This is a genomic window from Lysinibacillus sp. NPDC097214, assembly GCF_050277945.1.
Classification (GTDB): Bacteria; Bacillota; Bacilli; order Bacillales_A; family Planococcaceae; genus Lysinibacillus; species Lysinibacillus xylanilyticus_B.
The window spans coordinates 46,272-66,524 of the sequence record NZ_JBNNSS010000005.1; the positions used below are offsets into that span (position 1 = coordinate 46,272).

Below are 20,253 nucleotides of genomic sequence, written 5' to 3' on the forward strand. Positions count from 1 at the left end.
TAATCTTCCTCTTTTAATGACACAAGAAGTAAATAAAGGAGTGATTGCTTTGAAAGAAAAAATTCGACTGTATATAGATGAAAATAAGGAAGAATTATTTAAAACAATTCAAGATGTCGTACGTATAAAAAGCGTTGTTGGTAATGAACAAGAGATGCAATTATACATGAAAAAAAAATATGAAGAACTTAACTTGATTTTGCATGAGATTGAACCAAAATATGAGAAGGTTTCAGCTCATGAAGCGTTTATTGATTCAGGTATTCCGTTTGAAGACCGAAAAAATATTATCGGAATACATAAAGGTGTCTCCAATGGTAAGTCATTAACGATTCATGGGCATGTAGATGTTGTTTCTCCAGAACCATATTCAAACTGGACGATGGACCCATGGAGTGGAGATATTATTGGAAACAAGTTATACGGTCGAGGCTCTGCCGACATGAAAGCAGGACTAATTTCAAATTGGTTCGCATTGAAAACATTAATTGATTTAGGTTATCCAATTGCTGGAGATGTTCAGCTGCATTCAGTAATAGAAGAAGAAGCTGGTGGTGGAGGCGGAGCTTTAGCATGTTTGGAGGAAGGCTTCGTAACAGATGGGTACATTTCGACAGAGCCACATAATTTGAATATGACAATAAGTCATGGGGGGATTATGTATTTCCGAGTGTACGTAAAGGGAAGAACAGCGCATGCTGGTTTAGCGCATGAAGGCATAAATGCTATTTCAAAAATGATGAAAATCCTTAGTGCGCTGGATGAATTAAGTGAATGGCGTGCTAAAAATGTTAAGTTTGATTTATTTGAAAAGGGGTCTGGACAGTCCGTTCACTTAAACTTAGGTGTACTAAAAGCTGGGGACTGGGTATCGACAGTTCCAGGGGAAGCGATCCTCGAAGGAAGAATTGGTTTTATCCCAGGGGAAACTCGCGAAGAAATTAAGCAACTAGTACAAGACACGATTATGAAATCTGTCTTAGGTGATGAGTGGATGGATAAAAATCCACCTGTTATAGAGTGGTTTGGATGGTCAACGGAGCCATGGTACCAAGATCCTGAGAATCCTTTTGTAAAATTATTCATCGAAAATGCAGAAGATGTTATGGGTCATAAAGTAATAATGGTTGGAAGAGCTGGAGGAAATGATGCACGATTTACTCAGTATTACGGAAAACAAGGATTGTGCTTTGGACCAATTGGAGAAAATATGCATGGACCAGATGAATGTGTTCATTTAGATAGCGTAGTAGAAGTAACTAATGTTTTGGCAAATTATATGATTAAGTGGAGCGAGAGTTAATCATCGTTAACTTTTGGGAATATCTATTTCAAACTAATATAGTATCTCTCATAATGCTTCTAGCTTGGATAGCTGAATGATTAGGAAAGTTATGGAAAAATGGGGTAGGCGTAATGCAATTGGTATTAGATTTAAAACAAAATCTAGCATTAAAAATGACACAAGAAATGCAACAATCTTTGCAACTTCTCGGACAAGGCGATCGAAAACCATTTAATAAATATTGAGAAGATGGCACTTATGAATAATCAGCCCTAGCACTGCTAGTACAACAAAACGAATAAGTGAGGATTATTTGTACACTAAAAAACTTTTAATCGGGAAATTATTAGTGTGGAAAATTATTTGATAAAACAAATGTTCAAAATTAATTGAAAATTAAATTAATTTGTTTCCAAGATGTAAGTAAATTACATTTTAGTAGTTGGCAAGCTTATTGTTTATCTTCATTCAGCAGAAGACTCCCACCTCTATAGGTGGTGAGATGAATGCGATTTTGATTACTTTGTCAGTGGGTGTCCAAACACCTACTGAAATAGAGGAACTCAGTCTAAGAACGCCACGTCCTGTGGCAACAACTGAGTGACCAACATCACGTTGGCCCAAAGCCTCCGGCGGATGTCACGGATTTTGAAAGGAATGAATTGTGCGAGCACAATTCAAAATCCGGACGCAATTACGCCAAGGCGAAATTGATTAATTGTGAGTGTATTGTTTAAAAACATTTAAAAGAGAGGATGTATTTTTATGAAAAGAAATTATTCTGTTGAAGAACTTAAAGTGTTAGACCAAAAGCATTTTCTACACCCTACTTCACCAGTAAAGACGGAAAATGGGCCGGCATTTATTTTTACAGAAGGAAAAGGTGTTTATCTGTATGATATTACAGGTAAAAAAGTTATTGATGGTATGTCTTCACTTTGGAATGTAAATATCGGACATGGTAGAACAGAACTTGGTGAAGTAGCGAAGGAACAAATGGATAAATTAGCCTTCAGTTCTTGTTTTGCAACGTTTAGTAATGAACCTGCTATTCTATTAGCAAAAAAGTTAGCAGAATTAGCACCTGGTGATTTAAATACTACATTTTTTACGTCCGGTGGTTCCGAATCCAATGATAGCGCCTATAAATTGGCTCGTCATTATTGGATATTAAAAGGGGAAACTTCTCGAAAAAAGATTATCTCAAGATCGAGATCTTATCACGGGGTGGCAATCGGTGCTACAAGTGCGACGGGTTTAAAAGGGTTTCGTGATTTTACAAATTCTAATGCACCGGATTTTCTATTCGTAGATCATTTCTCCATACAGGCTTTACGTGATTTGATTGAAACTGAAGGTCCAGAAACAATAGCTGCTTTCATCACCGAGCCAGTACAAGGTGCAGGGGGAGTGCATGTTGCACCAGATAATTATTTCAAAGAAATTCGTGAAATTTGCAATGAGTACGGTATTTTGATGATAACTGATGAAGTTATCACAGGATTTGGTAGGACGGGTAAGTTCTTTGCAATGGAACATTTTAATGTAGTACCGGATATGATGTGCTTTGCAAAAGGTGTTACTAGTGGATATGCACAATTAGGTGGTGTAATGATCTCAGAGAAAATACACCAAGAATTTTCTGAGTTATCAGAAGGAACTATATTGCATGGATACACTTATAGTGGTCATCCAATGGCCTGTGCAGTTGGGTTGAAAAACATTGAAATTATAGAGAAAGATAATTTAGTAGCAAATGCAGAAATTCGTGGTCAAGAGCTATTAGCAGGGTTAAAAGTATTACAAGCGAAGTATCCATTTATTGTAGATGCAAGAGGTTTAGGTTTAATGGCAGGTATAGAAATCTCTTATGAAGGAAGACTCCTCGCTCCGCAAATAGTGACAGAGGCAGCAAAGTTGGGATTAATATGTCGCTCTGTTGTACTAGATGCTCAAGATATTGTTGTATTTTCACCACCATTATCAATAAGCCAAAAGGAGTTAAGGGATTTATTAGATATTCTAGAAAAAGCGATTCAAGAAGTAGAGAATCAGGTATTGGTAAATAAGTTGTAATACGAAAGGAGAGGTAATTATCATGAGGAAAAATTTATTTATCAATGGGGATTGGGTGGAAGCAGCAGAGTATACAGAATTATGCTCTCCGTATAGTAGCGAGGTCATCGCAGAAATACCGAAGGCAAATGTCGAGGAAGTAGAAGCAGCTTTAGTAGCTGCCGATGCTGCACGTAAAACGATGGCGAATATGCCTTTGTATAAGCGTGCGATTATTCTTGAAAAATTAGCTTCTTTATTAGAAGCACGTGCTGAAGAAGCAGCAGAGCTAATAGCACTAGAAGCAGCCAAGCCTATTTCAACCGCCAAAGCTGAAGTTCAGCGTACAATTCAAACGTATAAATTTGCTGCTGAAGAAGCAAAGCGAATACACGGAGAAACAATTCCTGTGGATGCTGCCCCTGGTGGAGACGGGCGCATTGCCTATACGGTTCGTGAACCATTAGGCATCGTGGCAGCTATTACACCTTTTAATTTCCCAATGAATTTAGTAGCTCATAAAGTAGGGCCAGCAATAGCATCAGGTAACACGGTTGTATTAAAACCTGCAAGTCAAACACCATTAACTTCCTATTTTATTGGTGAATTATTAGTAGAGGCAGGATTACCGAAGGGTGCGTTAAATATCGTTACTGGTGCAGGTTCTTTAATTGGTAACAAATTAGTCACGGATAATCGCGTGAAAAAGATTTCTTTTACAGGTAGCCCCGCTGTAGGTATTGGCATACGCAATCAAGCAGGTCTTAAGAAAGTAACGCTTGAATTGGGTTCTAATGCGGCTGTTATTATCGATGAAAATGTTAATATTGATAAATTAATTCCACGTGTCGTTTCCGGTGCATTTGCATTCCAAGGGCAGGTATGTATTTCAGTTCAACGAATCTATGTTCACGAAAAAATGTATGATTTGTTTGTAGATAAATTTGTAGCAGCTACAAAAGAGTTGAAACTTGGTGATCCTCTAGATCCTACAACGGATGTTTCAGCCTTAATTAGTCCACAAGATGTAAAACGAACATTAAGTTGGATTGAAGAAGCAAAGGGGCAAGGGGCAATTATTGCAACTGGTGGAAAATCTGAAGGGAATATCTTACAACCTACCGTACTATTAAATGTAAAACCGGAACAGAAGGTTTCCTGTCAGGAGGTATTCGCACCAATCGTATCTATTATGAAGTTTACATCTATTCAAGAGGCATTTGATCAAGTAAATGACTCCAAATATGGTTTGCAAGCTGGTATTTATACAGATAATATCCATGTTGCTTTACAGGCAACGCAAAAACTCCATGTAGGTGGTGTCATTATAAATGATATTCCTACATTCCGTTTAGATCATCTACCATATGGTGGCGTAAAGGAAAGTGGTATGGGAAGAGAAGGGCTGAAGTATGCAATTGAGGAAATGACAGAAATGAAACTTGTAGTTATAAACCAAAACAAATAAAAAAATAGGTAGGAGGAAATATAATGATAATTGGTGTACCTAAAGAAATAAAAAATAATGAAAATCGAGTAGGGATTACTCCAGCAGGTGTTGTGGCTTACAAAAAAGGTGGTCATGAAGTAATAATTGAATCGAGTGCAGGGCTAGGTAGTGGATTTACAGACCAAGATTATTTAGATGTAGGCGCTCAAATTACTAAATCGACTAAGGAAGCTTGGGATGTTGATATGGTGATTAAAGTGAAGGAGCCGATTCAGGAGGAGTACAAATATTTTAAAGAGAATCTAATTCTCTACACATACCTACATTTAGCTCCAGAGCCAGAATTAACGAAAGCTTTGCTTGAAAGTAAAGTTATTGGAATTGCTTATGAAACAATTCAATTAGATTCAGGTGCCTTACCGTTGTTAACGCCAATGAGTGAAGTTGCAGGCCGAATGTCTGTACAAATTGGTGCGCAGTTTTTAGAAAATTCCAAAGGAGGCAAAGGAGTTCTCTTAGGTGGTATTCCTGGTGTTGCACCTGGAAATGTAGTGATTGTAGGTGCTGGAGTTGTCGGGACGAATGCTGCGAAAATGGCAGTAGGATTAGGTGCAAACGTAACAATTTTAGACGTTAATATTACACGCTTAAGTCAAATAGATGATATGTTCCAAGGACGTGTTCGTACACTTGCATCAAATACCTACAATATCGCTGAAGCAGTGAAAACAGCAGATTTGTTAATTGGTGCTGTGCTAATTCCAGGTTCACGTGCACCACAATTAGTTTCAAAAGAAATGATTCAAACGATGCAAAAGGGGTCTGTTGTAGTGGATGTAGCGGTAGATCAAGGGGGTTCTATTGAAACAATTGATCGAATTACTACTCATAGTAATCCTACTTATGAAGTATACGGTGTTGTGCATTACGCAGTTGCGAATATGCCAGGTGCTTGCGCGCGTACCTCAACAATGGGCTTGTCAAATGTAACTGTTCCATACGGTTTGCAAATAGCTAATAAAGGCTACCGCCAAGCTGCTTTAGATAATCCTGTTTTAGCGAAGGGGATAAACGTAGTAAATGGAAAAATAGTATATGAAGCGGTAGCTGATGCACATGGATTACCATATACGGATCTACAAGTAGAATTAGCAGCAGATTCACCTTCGGCGTTAGCAGTTAAATAGAATAAGAGAAATAATGTTATTTGAAATAAAAAGAAGGTGAAAATTGGTAGGGAACGTAATCTACCAAGCTTTCACCTTCTTTTCAACGTTTCCTTTATAGGATTTATATTTTTTCATACGTACAACACACTTTAAACCCAGTTCTTTCATGATACGTTGCACTTTTTTATGATTCACTTTTTGCCTACGATTCGCTAGCTCGTCACGAATACGGCGATAGCCATAACGCCCTTCATGTTCTTCATAAATCGCATTTATTTCCTCTTTTAAATCTGCATCTAGATCTGGTCGAATCATACGTTTTACTAAATCATAGTACGTACTTCGTGGAATGCCAGCGAATTTTACGAGTGCTTTCACCGGATATTTATGCCTTAACTCATAGACTACTTGCGCTTTGTCCTGTTTGGTGATTTTTCCTTGTTTTGAACTAAGGCATTCAACTTTTTACCATTTTCCATTTCTAGTTGTTTCATACGTGCTTCAAGTGCTTCGGTAGAGCCTTCAACTAGTGCTTGTTTCGATTGTTTATTGAATTCTTTTTTCATGGATGGGCACCCCTTTTTTTTTGATTGAAGGGCATCTAATCCTTGAGTTTCATAATGCTTTCTCCAAACACTAATTGTTGAAGGGGCAGGTATCTTAAAAATTGCTGCCGTTTCGATTAAGGACGTACCATTTTCAATCATAAAATATGTTTTATAGCGAAGTGGATAACCTTTAGGGATAAACACAGTCATACCAATGTCTAACGTAGTTTATTAAGCATTTATTAAGCACTCAACCAGTGATAAACGTACAACTATTCATATGTTAAAAATAAGACTCTCTTTTAGTTATTTATGACAAGTAACTATAAGGGAATCTTTTGTTTGGGTCAAAATTAGCGAGTTAATTGATGATTTTAATATGAATCAGCAAATTCAAGGTCGTAAAGATAAGTATAATGAATATCATTTGGCGATGAATTATTTCATTAAGTTATTAACGTTTTTACTGATATATGCAAGGTTAGCAGTACACTAATAAAGTAATAAGGTTTACTTCAGTAAAATAAGGTATAGTATATTTGTTGAATAGATTCTCTTTAAAGACAAGAAAAGTAGGTGAACAAAGTGGGGAAATATCAATTGGATACCAAAGGTAAGGCAGCTGTGACAAAGTATCATGAAAAACACAAGCCTGCCAAATTTGATAAAAAGCAGCAACTTGAAAAAATACGTGCGGAGTATTTGAAAAAGAGGCAAGAGCAAACAGATAAATAATTTGAATGAAAACATAGGAAGACTAAAATCTCCCTATGTTTTTCTTATTCGAAGTTCTTTTTTTAATTGATGATAGGGTTTATTATTCTCCTAAATTTCAGATTCGGTGACAAAAAACTCGTCATCAGATATCCATTCCTCACTATTTGATTTTGACATTGAAACGACATAGCCATTATTCAAAATAATAACGTTGTAAACAGGGGGTTCATCAGCTACAATTGAGGACAAGAATTACATGATTTGAACGGATTTTTCTGTTTTGATAAAAAGCGTACAACCCTTATATTTCAATGGTTGGTGAGCGTGCTGTATGATATTACTTCTAAGCCACCAGCGACGATTTAGTGGGAATAATAATTATTGAGAGAACCTATAGTGAATCGTAGGTTCTCTTTTATTTTGTAATCAATTGATATATATAACGCCTGTTTGTCGGCATAATGTTACGTGAATCGTAAATAGGCAAACTACACGCGTAGAAGCTGAAGTATTGGAGTTTCTGGACGCGGGTTCGACTCCCGCCGTCTCCATACAGTGATTTTCTAGAGTTATCTAGAGTGGTCAAAACCCTTGTAAATCAAGGGTTTTTTCTTTTTTAGTTGTACTGAGTTTTCTGGGGTTTTTATAGGAAACTGGCTAAAAATCTGGCTACTTTTGGGTCAAATTTATGAGTTTAAGTACGCCACAAATTTATTAATTGTTTCGTTTTTTGCACTCTTTGATAAGTGCGTATAAATATTAAGTGTTGTTTGCACATCTGTGTGTCCTAATCGTTACTGTACTTCTTTGACACTTGCATCCGCTTCGAAAAGCAAAGAGCAGTGGACATGTCGAAAGGAGTGGACATGTGTGTAAGGTAAGTTGTATTTATCGATAATTTTCAGAAGCCATCTTCTAGGGATTGTTTGCTGCAATAAACCATTTTGTTCGTTTGTAAACATTAATTGGCTTTTGTCATTCACATTTGGAAATTTGTCTTGCTGAATCTTTTTCCATTCGGATAAAATGCGGCATGGTTCTCTTCTTCAATACAAAAGGCGTTAAATGCACAGCGAACTTGATATTCGGTACGTTCGTTCTAATATACATTTCCTTTCCCTTCACAACTGCAAAGGTGGGTGATGATTTCCCCTTTCAAAACCTTCAACAAGTTTTTGAAATGCTGGTATTGGAGAGTGTTTTTATCCTTAAAATTGGTGATTCTTCATAAAATTTCTATTTAAATAGAAAGAATATCTGATAAAAATAAGTGCAAGTATACCGAATAATCCTCCAATCCAGCTTAAATTCACTATATTTGTATACTGAATAATGATTCCTCCTAATGCAGAACCTAGCATCATTCCAACATTCATTAAGGCGGTATTAAAACTGAGTACTGTTTCAGAGGATTGTGGTTTTAGTGAAATCAGATAAAACTGCTTTGCTGGTGTCGTTGTCCAAGTTGCTACTCCCCAACAAGCTAGTGTGACAAATACACCGACTGCCCTATACTGTGTAAATGTTAGTACAAATAAAGAGATGATATGAACACATAAACTTAATGAAATCGTTCGATTAGGTCCCCATCTGTCTACCGCATATCCTCCAAAGCGTGAGCCAATAAAAGCAAAAGTGCCTAAAACAAATAAAGCGATACTTGTCATTTCTATAGAAAAACCAGCAGTATGACTTAATAATGGAGCAATGTAGGCGAACACCATCGTATATCCTAAAATCCAAAAGATCGTTGTCATTAAACCAGTAAGGACTCGTTTATCTTTCATAATTTGTAGCTGTTGTGTAAATGGCAGCGGTTGGTTTCCTTTTATTGATGGTAATAATTTGTAAAGTCCTATTATTAAAAAAACTGTGCTAAGCGCAATAATTAAGAAAATATAGTGCCAATCAAAATGTCCAGCTAAAAATGTTCCGATAGGTACTCCAAGTACTAATGAAACAGTGAAACCTGTAATGACTGTTGCCATAGCACTACCTCTTTTTTCTGGAACTGCAATTTGCGCAGCATAATTGGTGGCAACAACAATGTATAACCCTCCACTCATCGCCATAATGACTCTAGATAACATAAGAAAGACAAAATTATAGCTAAAAAATGCAACTAGATTCCCTAGAATAAATATAGAGATAGCATATAAAAGTACTTTTTTACGATCCAATTTAGACGTTAGCATGACCAAGATCAAAGCTCCAATAGCATAAGATAAAGAATAAATCGTAATCAACTGACCAGCCATTGAAATTGAAATATCTAATTCAAAAGAAATCAGTTCTAAAATTCCAGAAACAACAAACTCTGCTGTTCCTGTTACAAAAGCCCCTAAAGCTAAAAGTATGATGATTAGTTGATTCATATTATTTTTCAATTTGTACATCTCCTTATATTTGAACTACTGTTTTTATTTTATGTTCCATGTTAACATAAGTAAAATTGATGTTTTTAATAAAGGAGATGAGTAATTACTCATGACTATTGTGCGCTACGAAATCATTGCAAAAGTGGTTGAGCTAGGAAGCTTTACAGAAACTGCTGAAACATTAAATATGACCCAATCTGCCGTGAGTCATGCAGTTGCGAGTTTAGAATCTGAATGGGGAGTTTCTTTATTAATTCGTGATCGAAAAAAAGGAATAACACTTACAGATATAGGACAAAAAATTCTCCCGCATATTAGAGAAATATTGAAAAGAGTGGAAGTCATTAATCAAGAAATTGCGCTTATGACAAGCTTGGAAACAGGTATTATTCGTATCGGCACTTTTGCAAGTGCTTCTTCCTGCTTATTGCCTAAATTACTTGCAAAATTCCGGAAAAAGCATCCTAAAATAGAATTTAAATTTTACGAAGGAACCTATGAAGAGATTACGGAATGGTTAGGTTCAGGCATTATTGACATTGGATTTGTAGTAAAAGGAAAATCAAACCCAAACTTCGATTTGGTTCCTTTGATTAAAGACAAGATGGTAGTCGCTTATCACCCTGATCACCAATTTCATTCTAAAAAAATAGTAGAAATGAATGATTTAATGTATGAATCCTTTATTATGCCAACAGGGATGTACCAATCACATGTTGAGGAATTATTTGCAGAAGCGCAAATTAAACCATCTATTCTTTTTGAAGTACACGACTGTACAACCATCGCTAATATGGTACAGGAAGGACTTGGCGTTACGATAGGTCCAGAATTATTTTTAAAGACACAGCAAAACATAAAAATCAGCAAACTAAATATTGAAAACAGCCGTGAAGTAGCACTTGCCTGTCAATCAATTGCAAATGCCTCTCCTGCGGTTAAGGAATTTCTTTATGTGGCAAAAAATAGAAATTATTAATAAAACACTAAACTACTCCCCATAGTAAGCCAATCCTATTCATGGTTTGCAACACTTTGAACGCCCAAACCATGGCAGGACTGGCCCTTTAGTTTAATAAGATATCCTACAATTCTTAAAGAATAGAAAACGAGAATACTGAGTACTAAAAAGATTTGAATGATAATTCCCACCAAATTAAACCGGAAGTAGCTAATCTACTACCACTTTGGTTTTTTTCTACAATTTCTTTTGTCGCTTTTCTAGCAACTACAACTCCTAAACCACCAAAAAAAAACCGATAAATGGTATTAGGATCTAAATAATACCAAGGTTTAAAGAAATTACCGAATTACTGTTTGTTTGAGCATTTTCAACCATTTAGATTTCCCCCTTTACAACCCTTTAGTTTAAGGGAAAATCTTCACAATTTTTTTGCTCCATAATTATTTTCATTAAAGTGTTACTCAAGAAAATGGCCCTTTAATGGAATAACTTTTTTATCACTTAATAGGCTCCTTATCCACAAGAAAAAACGAAGTCCATTTTTTATAAAGATAGGAAATTCCGATTCTTCTCTTTTATAAATGATTCCATTTTTTTTGCGATATACTTTATTTCAAAGTTGCACCTTCTTATTCAACTAAACGAGCTTTAGTAAATGAAAAATAGGTTATATATATTAGATATGACTAATATATATAACCCTTTAATTTTTCTATCTTTTTTTAAATTAGGTCTTGATAATTCTCAAACGGTGCATTAAGGATGTGATTAATTTGAGAACACAAAAAATAAATCTCTATGTGGATGATTTAAGAGATTGTCCTATTGGTTTTGTCGTGGCAAGAACGTTTCAAGAAGCAATTCGCTTACTTGAAAATCACGAAGTAGACACACTTTCTCTTGACCACGATTTAGGAGAAGATCTACAAGGTAATCTATTGCCAACAGGTTATGACTTAGTAAAATATATTTGTGAAAAAGGGTTACGGGCAAACAAAATATATATTCATACGGACAACCCTGTTGGTAGAGAGAATATGTATCAAACACTGCATGGAGCAAAGCGAAGAGGTTTCATTGATTCAGATATTGAAATTTATCACTATCCTATTACTGAAAATAAATATACGAAATGAAGTAATACTAAACAATTCATCAAAAATATTGCGTGCTCAATAGCAATCAAAAAAGGTATTCCACTACTTATTGCGAATACCTAAAAAAAAATAAACCGCCCTCGCCCCCAAAGCTGAGTAGTGGTTTACTTTTTGCTCGCTAATCGCCTTTGAAACGATTCTGCTTGTTGCTAAGATTGTTTGGTGTACCATCACTAAACAGTCTTATTTATATTCTCTTTAAGTCAAATTATAGCGTGATTTTTGAATATTCTCAATCCACTTTGTTTTGAATTAAATTATTAATTATTTTGTTCTCAATAATGTGTGATTTAGCCCTAGTAAAATGTATGTTAAGAAACAATGATTTGCACAGGAAGGGTGAATTAGAATTCTAGTCACTGTAGTAATTTGATGGCTAACATAGCGAAATATTTATCTAACCATGAATGATGGATACGATGATTGGGAAGGGAATTATTTAGATGTTGGATGGGCATTTATAGAAAGTGTTAATTACTTCACAATACGTCAAAATTATTGAGTGCTCAATAGCAATCAAATAAGGTATTCTACTAGTTATTGCGAATACCTGTTAAAAAAGAGAAAGAAAAAGTGCCAAAATACGGATGTACTTTGGCACGGGTTGAGACTCAACTAACGACATTTATGCTGTATGAGTAAATCGCTCATCTAATAGATTGTATAATTCAGGAATGCAATGAATATACGTATCTATCGTTGTTGCTATTTTTGTGTGACCTAAGAAACTTTGAATGAATTTTATATCTTTCGTTTGATAATAGATACGAGAAGCACAACTGTGGCGTAAGCCGTGAACTGAAACAAGCTTTAAACCATGTTGGGTTTGGAATTATTTTAACCAGGCGTTTAACTTGCAGTTATTATAAAAAGTATTTTTATTGTTTGGGAAGATAAACTGCTTTTCGCCTTGATGCTCAAGATTAGAGAAATCTACACAAGTTCATTACTTATTATTAGAAGAAGGAAGAGGAATTAATGAATATCTTGACAAAATAATAGAAAGTAAAATTGATAATTTGTTTCGAGTTCAATAATCTTTAAATTAAAAATCTAGTTTCCTACCAAAACCCCACCAATAAGAAATTTTGATAGGGAATTTTGTCATCTACTTTTTAGCTTGATTAAGCTAAATATGATTAAATAAGAACCATATTGTAGACGAGCAGAAGATGTCTGAATTTATAGATATCTTTTTTCTTATCCCGTTCTATGAGTACTTAGTATATATCTATAAAATATTTTTTTTATTGCAAAGCAAGACTTTTTAAGAACGTATGTAATATAAAATCTTGAATCATTATATACTTAGTATATAATAATATAAAAGATATTAGGGGGATTTGATAAAGTGATTCAGGTTGAAAATCTTAAAAAGGAATTTTTACAAGGACAAGAGAGAATTAAAGTATTAAAAAATGTTAGTTTACAAATTCAAAAAGGTGAATTTGTAGCTATTATGGGTCCAAGTGGCTCTGGAAAAAGTACATTACTCCAATTGTTAGGTGGTCTTGATATACCTACAGAAGGGGATATTATAATTAATCAACATTATTTAAATAAGATGACAGAAAAGAAAAGAACAATATTTCGTAGACAGAATATTGGATTTGTTTTCCAAAATTATCAATTACTTAGTAATTTAAATGTGGAGGAAAATATAGCTTTTCCACTTCATGCAGACGGAAATTTAACAAAGGAAAAAAAGCAAGTAGTTTTAGAATTACTTGATTCTGTTGGCTTAAAGGGACTTGGGCAGAAGAAGGTTAATTTGCTTAGTGGTGGGCAACAGCAACGTGTAGCTATAGCTAGAGCACTAGTTAGCAACCCCGCCGTATTATTGGCAGATGAGCCAACAGGTAATTTAGATAGAAATACAGCCGAGGACATTCTTGGGTTAATGACTAGATTTAATCGAGATTACAATCAAACAATAATCATGGTTACACATGATATTTTCGCAGCTGGATTTGCAGATCGAATTATTCTTTTTAAAGATGGAACTGTCGATCAGGTGATTTCTAGAAAGGATGAAGATTATGCTAAATATGTGGCGAATTTCATGGCGTAATATAATAGAAAGCAAAAAAAGATTTTTCTTTTCATTACTTGGGATCATTATTGGCATTTCCTTTATAACTTCCATGTTAATTGCTGATAAAACAACAAATGATGTTTTTAATTATTATGAACAAATGTATGTAGCAAATGCTGATTATTGGTTTTTAAGTGATGAACATACCTTTTCAGAAGAGGCTGTTTCCTCTCATTTAGACAATCCAATCATTACTGACTCGTTGCTTGCACTTGATAAACATGTATTCTTTGATCTTGATGATAAATCGGAAAATCAACGTTCTGTACGAATTACGGGTGTGAATGATCAGAATAGTTCTTTACTAAAACTACCAGTTATAAAAGGAGAGTTAGATAATGAAGGGCTAATTATAACCGAGCCTGTTGCAAATTTATTAAATAAAAGTGTTGGAGATACTATTCGGTTTAGCAATTTAGGAGAGGCTAAGGTTTCGGCAATAGTCGGGTATACACAGTTGCTTGCGAGTCCTAGTGATTGGGAAAGTGCTGAATCAACTAGTTTTAGAATTATGGCTCCCCTTGATTTGTTAAGAGAATGGACAGGTATGGATAATGAGCTTTCATATGTACGATTCCAAACAAATGAAGATGGTGAAAAACTTTTTCAAGATTTACAGAATGAATTTACTAATTCAAATATATATATCCAACCAGTTGTCGCAGATGATCTACAAAGTAACGATATTGGGGGTCTCTACACATTTTTTTACTTAATTGCTGTTTTATCTATGCTTATTAGTGGATTCATTGTCTTTAATATGATTTATACAAGTGTTATGGAAAGAAAAAAGGAATTTGCAATAATGAAAAGTTTTGGTTATTTGCAAAGCTCTATTTCTAAACTTGTATTCATTGAAGTAATCATTTTATCATTAATTGGTACGGCTATTGGGGTTCCAATTGGGATTTGGCTTGGCGATATGTTTATGCAAACTTTGCTTAGTGTATTTGAATTTGATACGGTGTACACTTTGAATTGGAAAATGCCTACAATAACAGCCATTGTAATAGGAATTGTATTTCCTATTATCTTCTCCTTATTTCCTATTTACAATGCTGGGAAAACTTCGGTGCTCTTGACATTAAAAGAGGCGACTCAAACATTATCGTCGAAAAGACAATATCTATTTAGAGGTATTGTAGGAGTTGGCTTACTTTCCTTTATATTTATTGATCATTTTATTTCCTATTTAGCTATTTTAGCAAGTATTATTTTGCTGTTTCCATTCTTGTTAATAGGAATAAGTAAGATCTTTAAACCAATTTTCAAAATGTTTTTTGGCTATTCAGGAACTTTAGCTACGCATAGCCTTACACAGCAATTAAATAGAAATGCCAATACTTCTGCTATACTTGCCATTGGAATAGCAGTCATCTTATTGTTAAGCTCTGTTATAGAAACTGCTCCTGAAGGGTATGAACGTGATATTAGAAATACATTTGGGGGTGATCTAAGGGTTACATCGGAAGCCCCTTGGTCTAGTGAAGATATAGAAACTCTATTTTCTTATGATTCTGTAGCAAATGTTACTCCACTAACAGAAGCTACACCTATTACATGGGAAACAATGAATGATGAGAGTAGACAATTTTCTATTTTTGCCGTAAGTAAAAAGGGACCTATATTATTTGAAGATATTGAAAAAGAATCGTTATATGAGGAATTACAAAAGAAACCATCTATCCTGCTCGGTAAGCGAGCTTTTGATGAATGGGGTGGTAAAGTAGGGGAATACATTCACATAAATACACCTTCTGGTAATCAAAAATTTGAAGTCATTGATGTTGTAGATACTTCACATTATTCAGGATATGTTGGTTTTATGGATGAAGATCATTTAAATAATGAATTTGGTTGGGCTAATAGTTTTGATATGCTACTAGCATTAAATGATAAATATAGCGGAGAGGAATTACAAGATCAGTTATGGACAGATTTCAATGAACACCTTTCAAAAGTTATAACTATTGAAGATGAAATTAAATCAACTACTTCTGCGTTATCTGGTATGAACGAAATAATATTAATTATGCTATTCCTAATTATTGGCTTAGCTAGTATTGGCACAGCTAATACTCTTTTAATGAATACATTTGAACGAACATCTGAGATTGGAACAATGCGAGCACTTGGATTTACTAGACAACAAGTAAGAAAGATGGTAGTTGGTGAGGGGTTACTCATAGGTTTAGTAGGAGTCATCGGGGGTGTAGTATTAGGTGTGATTTTACTTTACGTTACTAGTCAATCCAAGCTTTTAGGAGATTTCATACCTTTCCATATGCCTCTTGCTAATATTGGAGTTGCATTGATTGCTGGTCTATTACTAAGTTTTCTTGCCTCTTGGATATCCAGTATGACTGCTAGTAAAATAAATATTTTATCTTCAATTAAAGAAGGTTGATCAATTATGTCAGTAAAGTATGGACTATTAACATTGTTATACCAACAGGATAATCATGGATACGAATTAAAAGTAGAATTGGAGTCTCTTCTAAGTATCAAAGGAAAAATTAATCCTGGTCAAATTTATACTACTCTTGACCGTCTCATTCGTGATCAACTCGTGTCATCTGCAGAGATAGATGACCAAGAAAGAAAGCTATATAAGCTAGAAAAGTCTGGAGAAAATGAATTTAAAAAATGGTTATTAGAACCTGTACCTTATCATTCTACTAAGGACGACTTTCATTTTAAATGGAGCTGTGCTCGAAAAATCCATTTTGAGCAAGAAAAAATTATGCTAGAACAACAAAAAGCAATGATAATGAAAGATGTTATAGAATTGACTAAATTAAAAACGGAATTTCTTATTCAAAATGAAGAACATAAATATTTATTAATCAATGGCACACTTTTACATTTAGAGGCAGATTTAAACTGGATAAGTCAGATTGAAAATAGAATTCGTTCATAAATCTATATAAAGTTTTCCTTTTCATATTGCTGTAATTATCTTATACTGTTTTTTCTCAACAAAGGAGGTGTTTGATTGGGAGTTATTCTTGAATATAGTTGGGAATTGTTTATACTTATTGAGTTATTATCTATAGGGGTACTACTCCTATTTGGTATATTTCGTTATTTCTTTAATAAACCTACACTTAGCATTATGTTCATTTTTCTATTTTTATTTATGTTAATACTTGAAGGGTTACTCGGATTGTATGTGTATCAGCAAACAGGAGAGATTTCAACATTTCAAATTGTTATTACTATATTTATTATTTATGCATTTACATTTGGTATATTTGATTTTATAAAGCTAGATCGTTGGATGCGTAGAAAAATTGGGACGTTTCGTGGTGTTGAATTATTATCTGATAAAGACTATAAAATTATTAAAAGAAATAATAACCCTAAATATATTGCAAAGAAGTATCGTAAGTCATCTTATATACATTTGGTTATTTTTGTTACAGTGCAAGCGTTTTTTTGGATTATGGGAACGGAAAACCTTACAGAGATAAAAATGTATTTAACTGATTTGTCATGGATAGAAAAAGGTATAGCAAAGGAATCACCCTATGCTAATGAGGTTACTTTTGGAATTGGAGCAATTTGGAGCATTGTTTTTATCATTGATTTTATCTACTCATGGTCTTATACATTGTTTCCTAAAAAATAAAAAACTTTTATTTGAGAAAGTAAACCATTTGGCTTTAAGTTGCGATAGCTAGATACAAGCAAGCGGATATCGAATAATGAAATGCCAGGCTTTCTATTTGATAGAAAGCCAGCGCTAAGACTACCCAGCAGTGTTCAAGATAAGATTAAAGAATTTAAGCTTTATATTGAACATTGAGAACTAAAAGCATTTCCAACCAAGTTCAAATCATAAAACAACTTTGAAAAACAGGTTTTTAACGTTACCTGTAATTCATATATATAGAGTAAAAGCTAATAGGAGTAGAAATCATTGGACAAACAAAATAGCAGATATAGATGGGTTGTATTTGTTTCTGTATTATTTATTTATTTGTTAATGGCGAGTCAACGAACCGCCCCAGGACTGATTACAGACCAATTGATGCGAGATTTTAATGTAACAGCATCAACGATTGGGTTATTGACGAGTATACAATTTTTTGTATATACGAGTTTGCAAATTCCGATGGGGATTTTAGCTGATCGATTCGGGCCTAATTTTTTCCTAATTATTGGTGCTACTCTTACAGGTTTAGGTACAATTATTTATAGTCTTGGTACACATGAATTTGTCCTGTTTTTTGCCAGAATACTAACTGGGGTAGGGGATTCGACCATATGGGTTAACATGGTGCTAATTTTGGCCCAATGGTTTCATACGAAGGAATTTGTTCGATTAATTGGCCTGGCGGGCATGACAGGAAGTCTTGGTTTCTTATTGGCGACAGTACCTTTCTCCACGTGGATACTTTTATTTGGTTGGAGGATAACATTTTTCTCAGTAGGACTACTACTATGTTTATGTGGAATTCTCCTTTATTTTGTACTTGTAAAAAAAACAAAACAAATTTTGGGGGATGAGCAAGTAGTTGATACAGCAGAAGTGCAACGTGAAAAAACATCAGTTTTACTACGAAGAATATTTTCAAATCCGCAAGCGTGGGCTCTATTCTTTTGCCATTTTGGGGTAGTCGGCGGTTATGTAGGGTTTATCAGTTCGTGGGCAGTGCCATATGGGATGAATATGTATGAAATGACTCGTTCAGATGCCAGCCAGCTGATTATGATCGGTCTTATCGGAGCACTTATTGGAGCGCCTCTAGCTAGTTGGATTTCAAGTCGGTTTGAAACAATTAAAAGACCGTATATTGTCGTTCATATCATTGTTTTATTAGGGTGGTTTTCTTTCCTTTTATGTAATGGGCATCCTTCCTTTTTCTTTCTAATTATTATTTTCTTTATCATTGGCTTTGGATATGGGGCGAGTGCATTAACCTTTGCAGCTGTACGTCAATCTTTTAAACTAGAAGAATCAGGAATTGTTTCAGGGATTGCGAATACAGGCGGCTTTCTAAGTGCTGTATTGCTACCCATCATTTTTGGATATATATTGGATCATTTTCAATCAACTTCAGGAAATCTATTTGATGGATATTACTATGGTTTCATCACGCCAGTTATCTTCTCCATCGTTGGTTTAATTGGAGTGATTTTATTTAAGGAAAAACGTCAGAGCGTAAATAAGAATAACAAGCAGGGGTGAAGAGCATGGAAGCAAAGCAACCATTCTCTGCTCTTGTTTTTTTTTATTCCTTTATCAACCTGATTTACAGGGTATAGACTCATCACCAAAGTTGTGGATGACATTTGTTAAAAGTATATCTTGTATATAAGTTGATTGGAGTGGACGCTGGACGCCCCCAGGAAAGCGCCCAGTCGGAACGGAGATCAACCACACGTTTTGGTGAAGAGCCAGGGTATATAAAAACAGTAAGATATTAGGTATAATTATAAATTAAGAAAAGAAAAATTATGATTAGATTAAATCTAGTATAGAAGGGGGAGAAAACTTAAATTGACAAATAATAACAAAACGGTTATCCGTTCAATGGATATTTTAAATTTATTTATCGATCATACTGAACTGTCATTTCAAGAAGTAATTGAGTTATCAGGAATTCCCAAAACCTCTGCTTTCCGAATGTTGAAATCTTTTGAAGAAATGGAATTTTTAGAAAAGGGAACTGATTCAAAATATAGGTTAGGTATTCTTTTCCTTAAATTTGGACATCTAGTATCAACGCGGCTAGATGTGCGGAAAATTGCAGAACCAATTATGAATGAGGTACATAATGATGTAAAAGAAGCGATTAATTTAATCGTTCGTGATGGTGACGATGCTGTTTATATCGAGAAAATAGATACGAAGCAAAAAGTTCGACTCTACACAGCAATTGGTAGAAAAAGTCCTCTTTATGCAGGAGCATGCCCTCGTGCTGTATTATCCTTTTTACCGGATGCAGACATAAAGGAATATCTCGAATCGGTAGAACTTAAATCATTTGCAATGGGAACGATTACAGAAAAGGAAAGGCTTTTTGAATCGATTGTGCAGGCTAGAGAACTTGGTTATACAATCAGCCATTCAGAATTAGAAAATTATACATCTGCTGTTGCAGCACCGATTTACGATCATAAAGGAGAAGTCGTTGCAGCAATGAGTATTGCGGGACTAGAAACCAATTATCGAGGAGAAAACGTTGAAATCTTCGTCGATAAACTTAAGAAGGCTACCGCAGAGATTTCTAAAAAATTGGGGTATGAACGGCTTTAAAAAATGGGTAGTCTCAAAAGTCATTTGAGATTACCCATTTTGCGTTGGAGTTGATAATTTATGGATCATCACCAAAAGTTGTGGATGACATTTTTTAAAATATATGCACTGTATTTTAGTTGATCTTCGTTACGACTGGGCGACTCCTTGGAGATCAGCAATATAGGAAC

General features: G+C 34.6%; 15 protein-coding genes and 2 pseudogenes. 13 read left to right on the forward strand and 4 right to left on the reverse strand.

The window, feature by feature from the left end; all coding sequences use genetic code 11:
* Positions 1 to 49: 49 nt before the first annotated feature.
* Positions 50 to 1,303, forward strand: a complete 1,254-nt coding sequence (locus ACQKMI_RS12790) for an ArgE/DapE family deacylase (RefSeq protein WP_427489424.1) — start codon at positions 50 to 52, stop codon at positions 1,301 to 1,303.
* 450 nt (positions 1,304 to 1,753) lie between these two features.
* Here ACQKMI_RS12790 and ACQKMI_RS12795 read toward each other — a convergent pair whose 3' ends face one another.
* Positions 1,754 to 1,909, reverse strand: a complete 156-nt coding sequence (locus tag ACQKMI_RS12795; protein ID WP_427489426.1) for a hypothetical protein — start codon at positions 1,907 to 1,909, stop codon at positions 1,754 to 1,756.
* A gap of 141 nt (positions 1,910 to 2,050) precedes the next feature.
* On the opposite strand from ACQKMI_RS12795, the gene ACQKMI_RS12800 reads away from it, so the two are divergent.
* The 3 genes from ACQKMI_RS12800 to ald are packed head-to-tail and all read left to right on the forward strand — an operon-like array spanning position 2,051 to position 5,977.
* Complete coding sequence (locus ACQKMI_RS12800) at positions 2,051 to 3,361, forward strand: aspartate aminotransferase family protein (RefSeq protein ID WP_370081327.1); 1,311 nt, start codon at positions 2,051 to 2,053, stop codon at positions 3,359 to 3,361.
* A gap of 22 nt (positions 3,362 to 3,383) precedes the next feature.
* On the forward strand, positions 3,384 to 4,808 hold the full coding sequence (locus ACQKMI_RS12805) for an aldehyde dehydrogenase family protein (protein ID WP_427489428.1): 1,425 nt from the start codon (positions 3,384 to 3,386) through the stop codon (positions 4,806 to 4,808).
* A 23-nt stretch (positions 4,809 to 4,831) separates the two neighbouring features.
* Positions 4,832 to 5,977, forward strand: coding sequence for an alanine dehydrogenase (gene ald, locus ACQKMI_RS12810; RefSeq protein ID WP_427489430.1), 1,146 nt, complete (start codon positions 4,832 to 4,834; stop codon positions 5,975 to 5,977).
* 78 nt (positions 5,978 to 6,055) lie between these two features.
* Here ald and ACQKMI_RS12815 read toward each other — a convergent pair.
* A pseudogene (locus ACQKMI_RS12815) lies at positions 6,056 to 6,672 on the reverse strand (IS3 family transposase); the annotation flags it as partial.
* Between the two features lie 420 nt (positions 6,673 to 7,092).
* Between ACQKMI_RS12815 and ACQKMI_RS12820 the strand changes: the two are divergent.
* Positions 7,093 to 7,242: a hypothetical protein gene (locus tag ACQKMI_RS12820; RefSeq protein ID WP_427489432.1), complete on the forward strand. Its 150-nt coding sequence runs from the start codon at positions 7,093 to 7,095 to the stop codon at positions 7,240 to 7,242.
* Positions 7,243 to 8,432: 1,190 nt separating this feature from the next.
* Here ACQKMI_RS12820 and ACQKMI_RS12825 read toward each other — a convergent pair.
* Positions 8,433 to 9,620 (reverse strand): MFS transporter, encoded by a 1,188-nt coding sequence (locus tag ACQKMI_RS12825; protein WP_427489434.1) that lies wholly within the window; start codon positions 9,618 to 9,620, stop codon positions 8,433 to 8,435.
* Between the two features lie 91 nt (positions 9,621 to 9,711).
* Between ACQKMI_RS12825 and ACQKMI_RS12830 the strand changes: the two genes are divergently transcribed.
* Together ACQKMI_RS12830 and ACQKMI_RS12835 are read left to right on the forward strand one after the other, a co-directional pair.
* Positions 9,712 to 10,581: a LysR family transcriptional regulator gene (locus tag ACQKMI_RS12830; protein WP_427489436.1), complete on the forward strand. Its 870-nt coding sequence runs from the start codon at positions 9,712 to 9,714 to the stop codon at positions 10,579 to 10,581.
* 758 nt (positions 10,582 to 11,339) lie between these two features.
* Positions 11,340 to 11,702 (forward strand): cyclic-phosphate processing receiver domain-containing protein, encoded by a 363-nt coding sequence (locus tag ACQKMI_RS12835; RefSeq protein WP_427489438.1) that lies wholly within the window; start codon positions 11,340 to 11,342, stop codon positions 11,700 to 11,702.
* 646 nt (positions 11,703 to 12,348) lie between these two features.
* On the opposite strand, the pseudogene ACQKMI_RS12840 reads toward ACQKMI_RS12835, so the two are convergent.
* A pseudogene (locus tag ACQKMI_RS12840) lies at positions 12,349 to 12,519 on the reverse strand (tyrosine-type recombinase/integrase); the annotation flags it as partial.
* Between the two features lie 555 nt (positions 12,520 to 13,074).
* Here ACQKMI_RS12840 and ACQKMI_RS12845 point away from each other — a divergent pair.
* From ACQKMI_RS12845 to ACQKMI_RS12870, 6 genes are all read left to right on the forward strand, one after another.
* Entirely contained in the window at positions 13,075 to 13,794 is a 720-nt protein-coding gene (locus ACQKMI_RS12845; RefSeq protein ID WP_427489440.1) for an ABC transporter ATP-binding protein, read from the forward strand.
* Positions 13,763 to 16,225 (forward strand): ABC transporter permease, encoded by a 2,463-nt coding sequence (locus ACQKMI_RS12850; protein WP_427489442.1) that lies wholly within the window; start codon positions 13,763 to 13,765, stop codon positions 16,223 to 16,225. Before ACQKMI_RS12845 ends, ACQKMI_RS12850 begins: the two co-directional genes overlap by 32 nt.
* 6 nt (positions 16,226 to 16,231) lie before the next feature.
* Entirely contained in the window at positions 16,232 to 16,738 is a 507-nt protein-coding gene (locus tag ACQKMI_RS12855) for a PadR family transcriptional regulator (protein ID WP_427489444.1), read from the forward strand.
* A 75-nt stretch (positions 16,739 to 16,813) separates the two neighbouring features.
* A complete protein-coding gene (locus tag ACQKMI_RS12860) occupies positions 16,814 to 17,449 on the forward strand; it encodes a hypothetical protein (RefSeq protein WP_427489446.1) in 636 nt (211 codons plus the stop codon).
* Positions 17,450 to 17,740: 291 nt separating this feature from the next.
* On the forward strand, positions 17,741 to 19,012 hold the full coding sequence (locus ACQKMI_RS12865; protein ID WP_427489448.1) for an MFS transporter: 1,272 nt from the start codon (positions 17,741 to 17,743) through the stop codon (positions 19,010 to 19,012).
* Between the two features lie 312 nt (positions 19,013 to 19,324).
* Positions 19,325 to 20,083 carry an IclR family transcriptional regulator gene (locus ACQKMI_RS12870; protein WP_427489450.1) on the forward strand — a complete coding sequence of 253 codons (759 nt, stop codon included), beginning with the start codon at positions 19,325 to 19,327 and terminating at the stop codon, positions 20,081 to 20,083.
* The last annotated feature ends 170 nt before the right edge of the window (positions 20,084 to 20,253 follow it).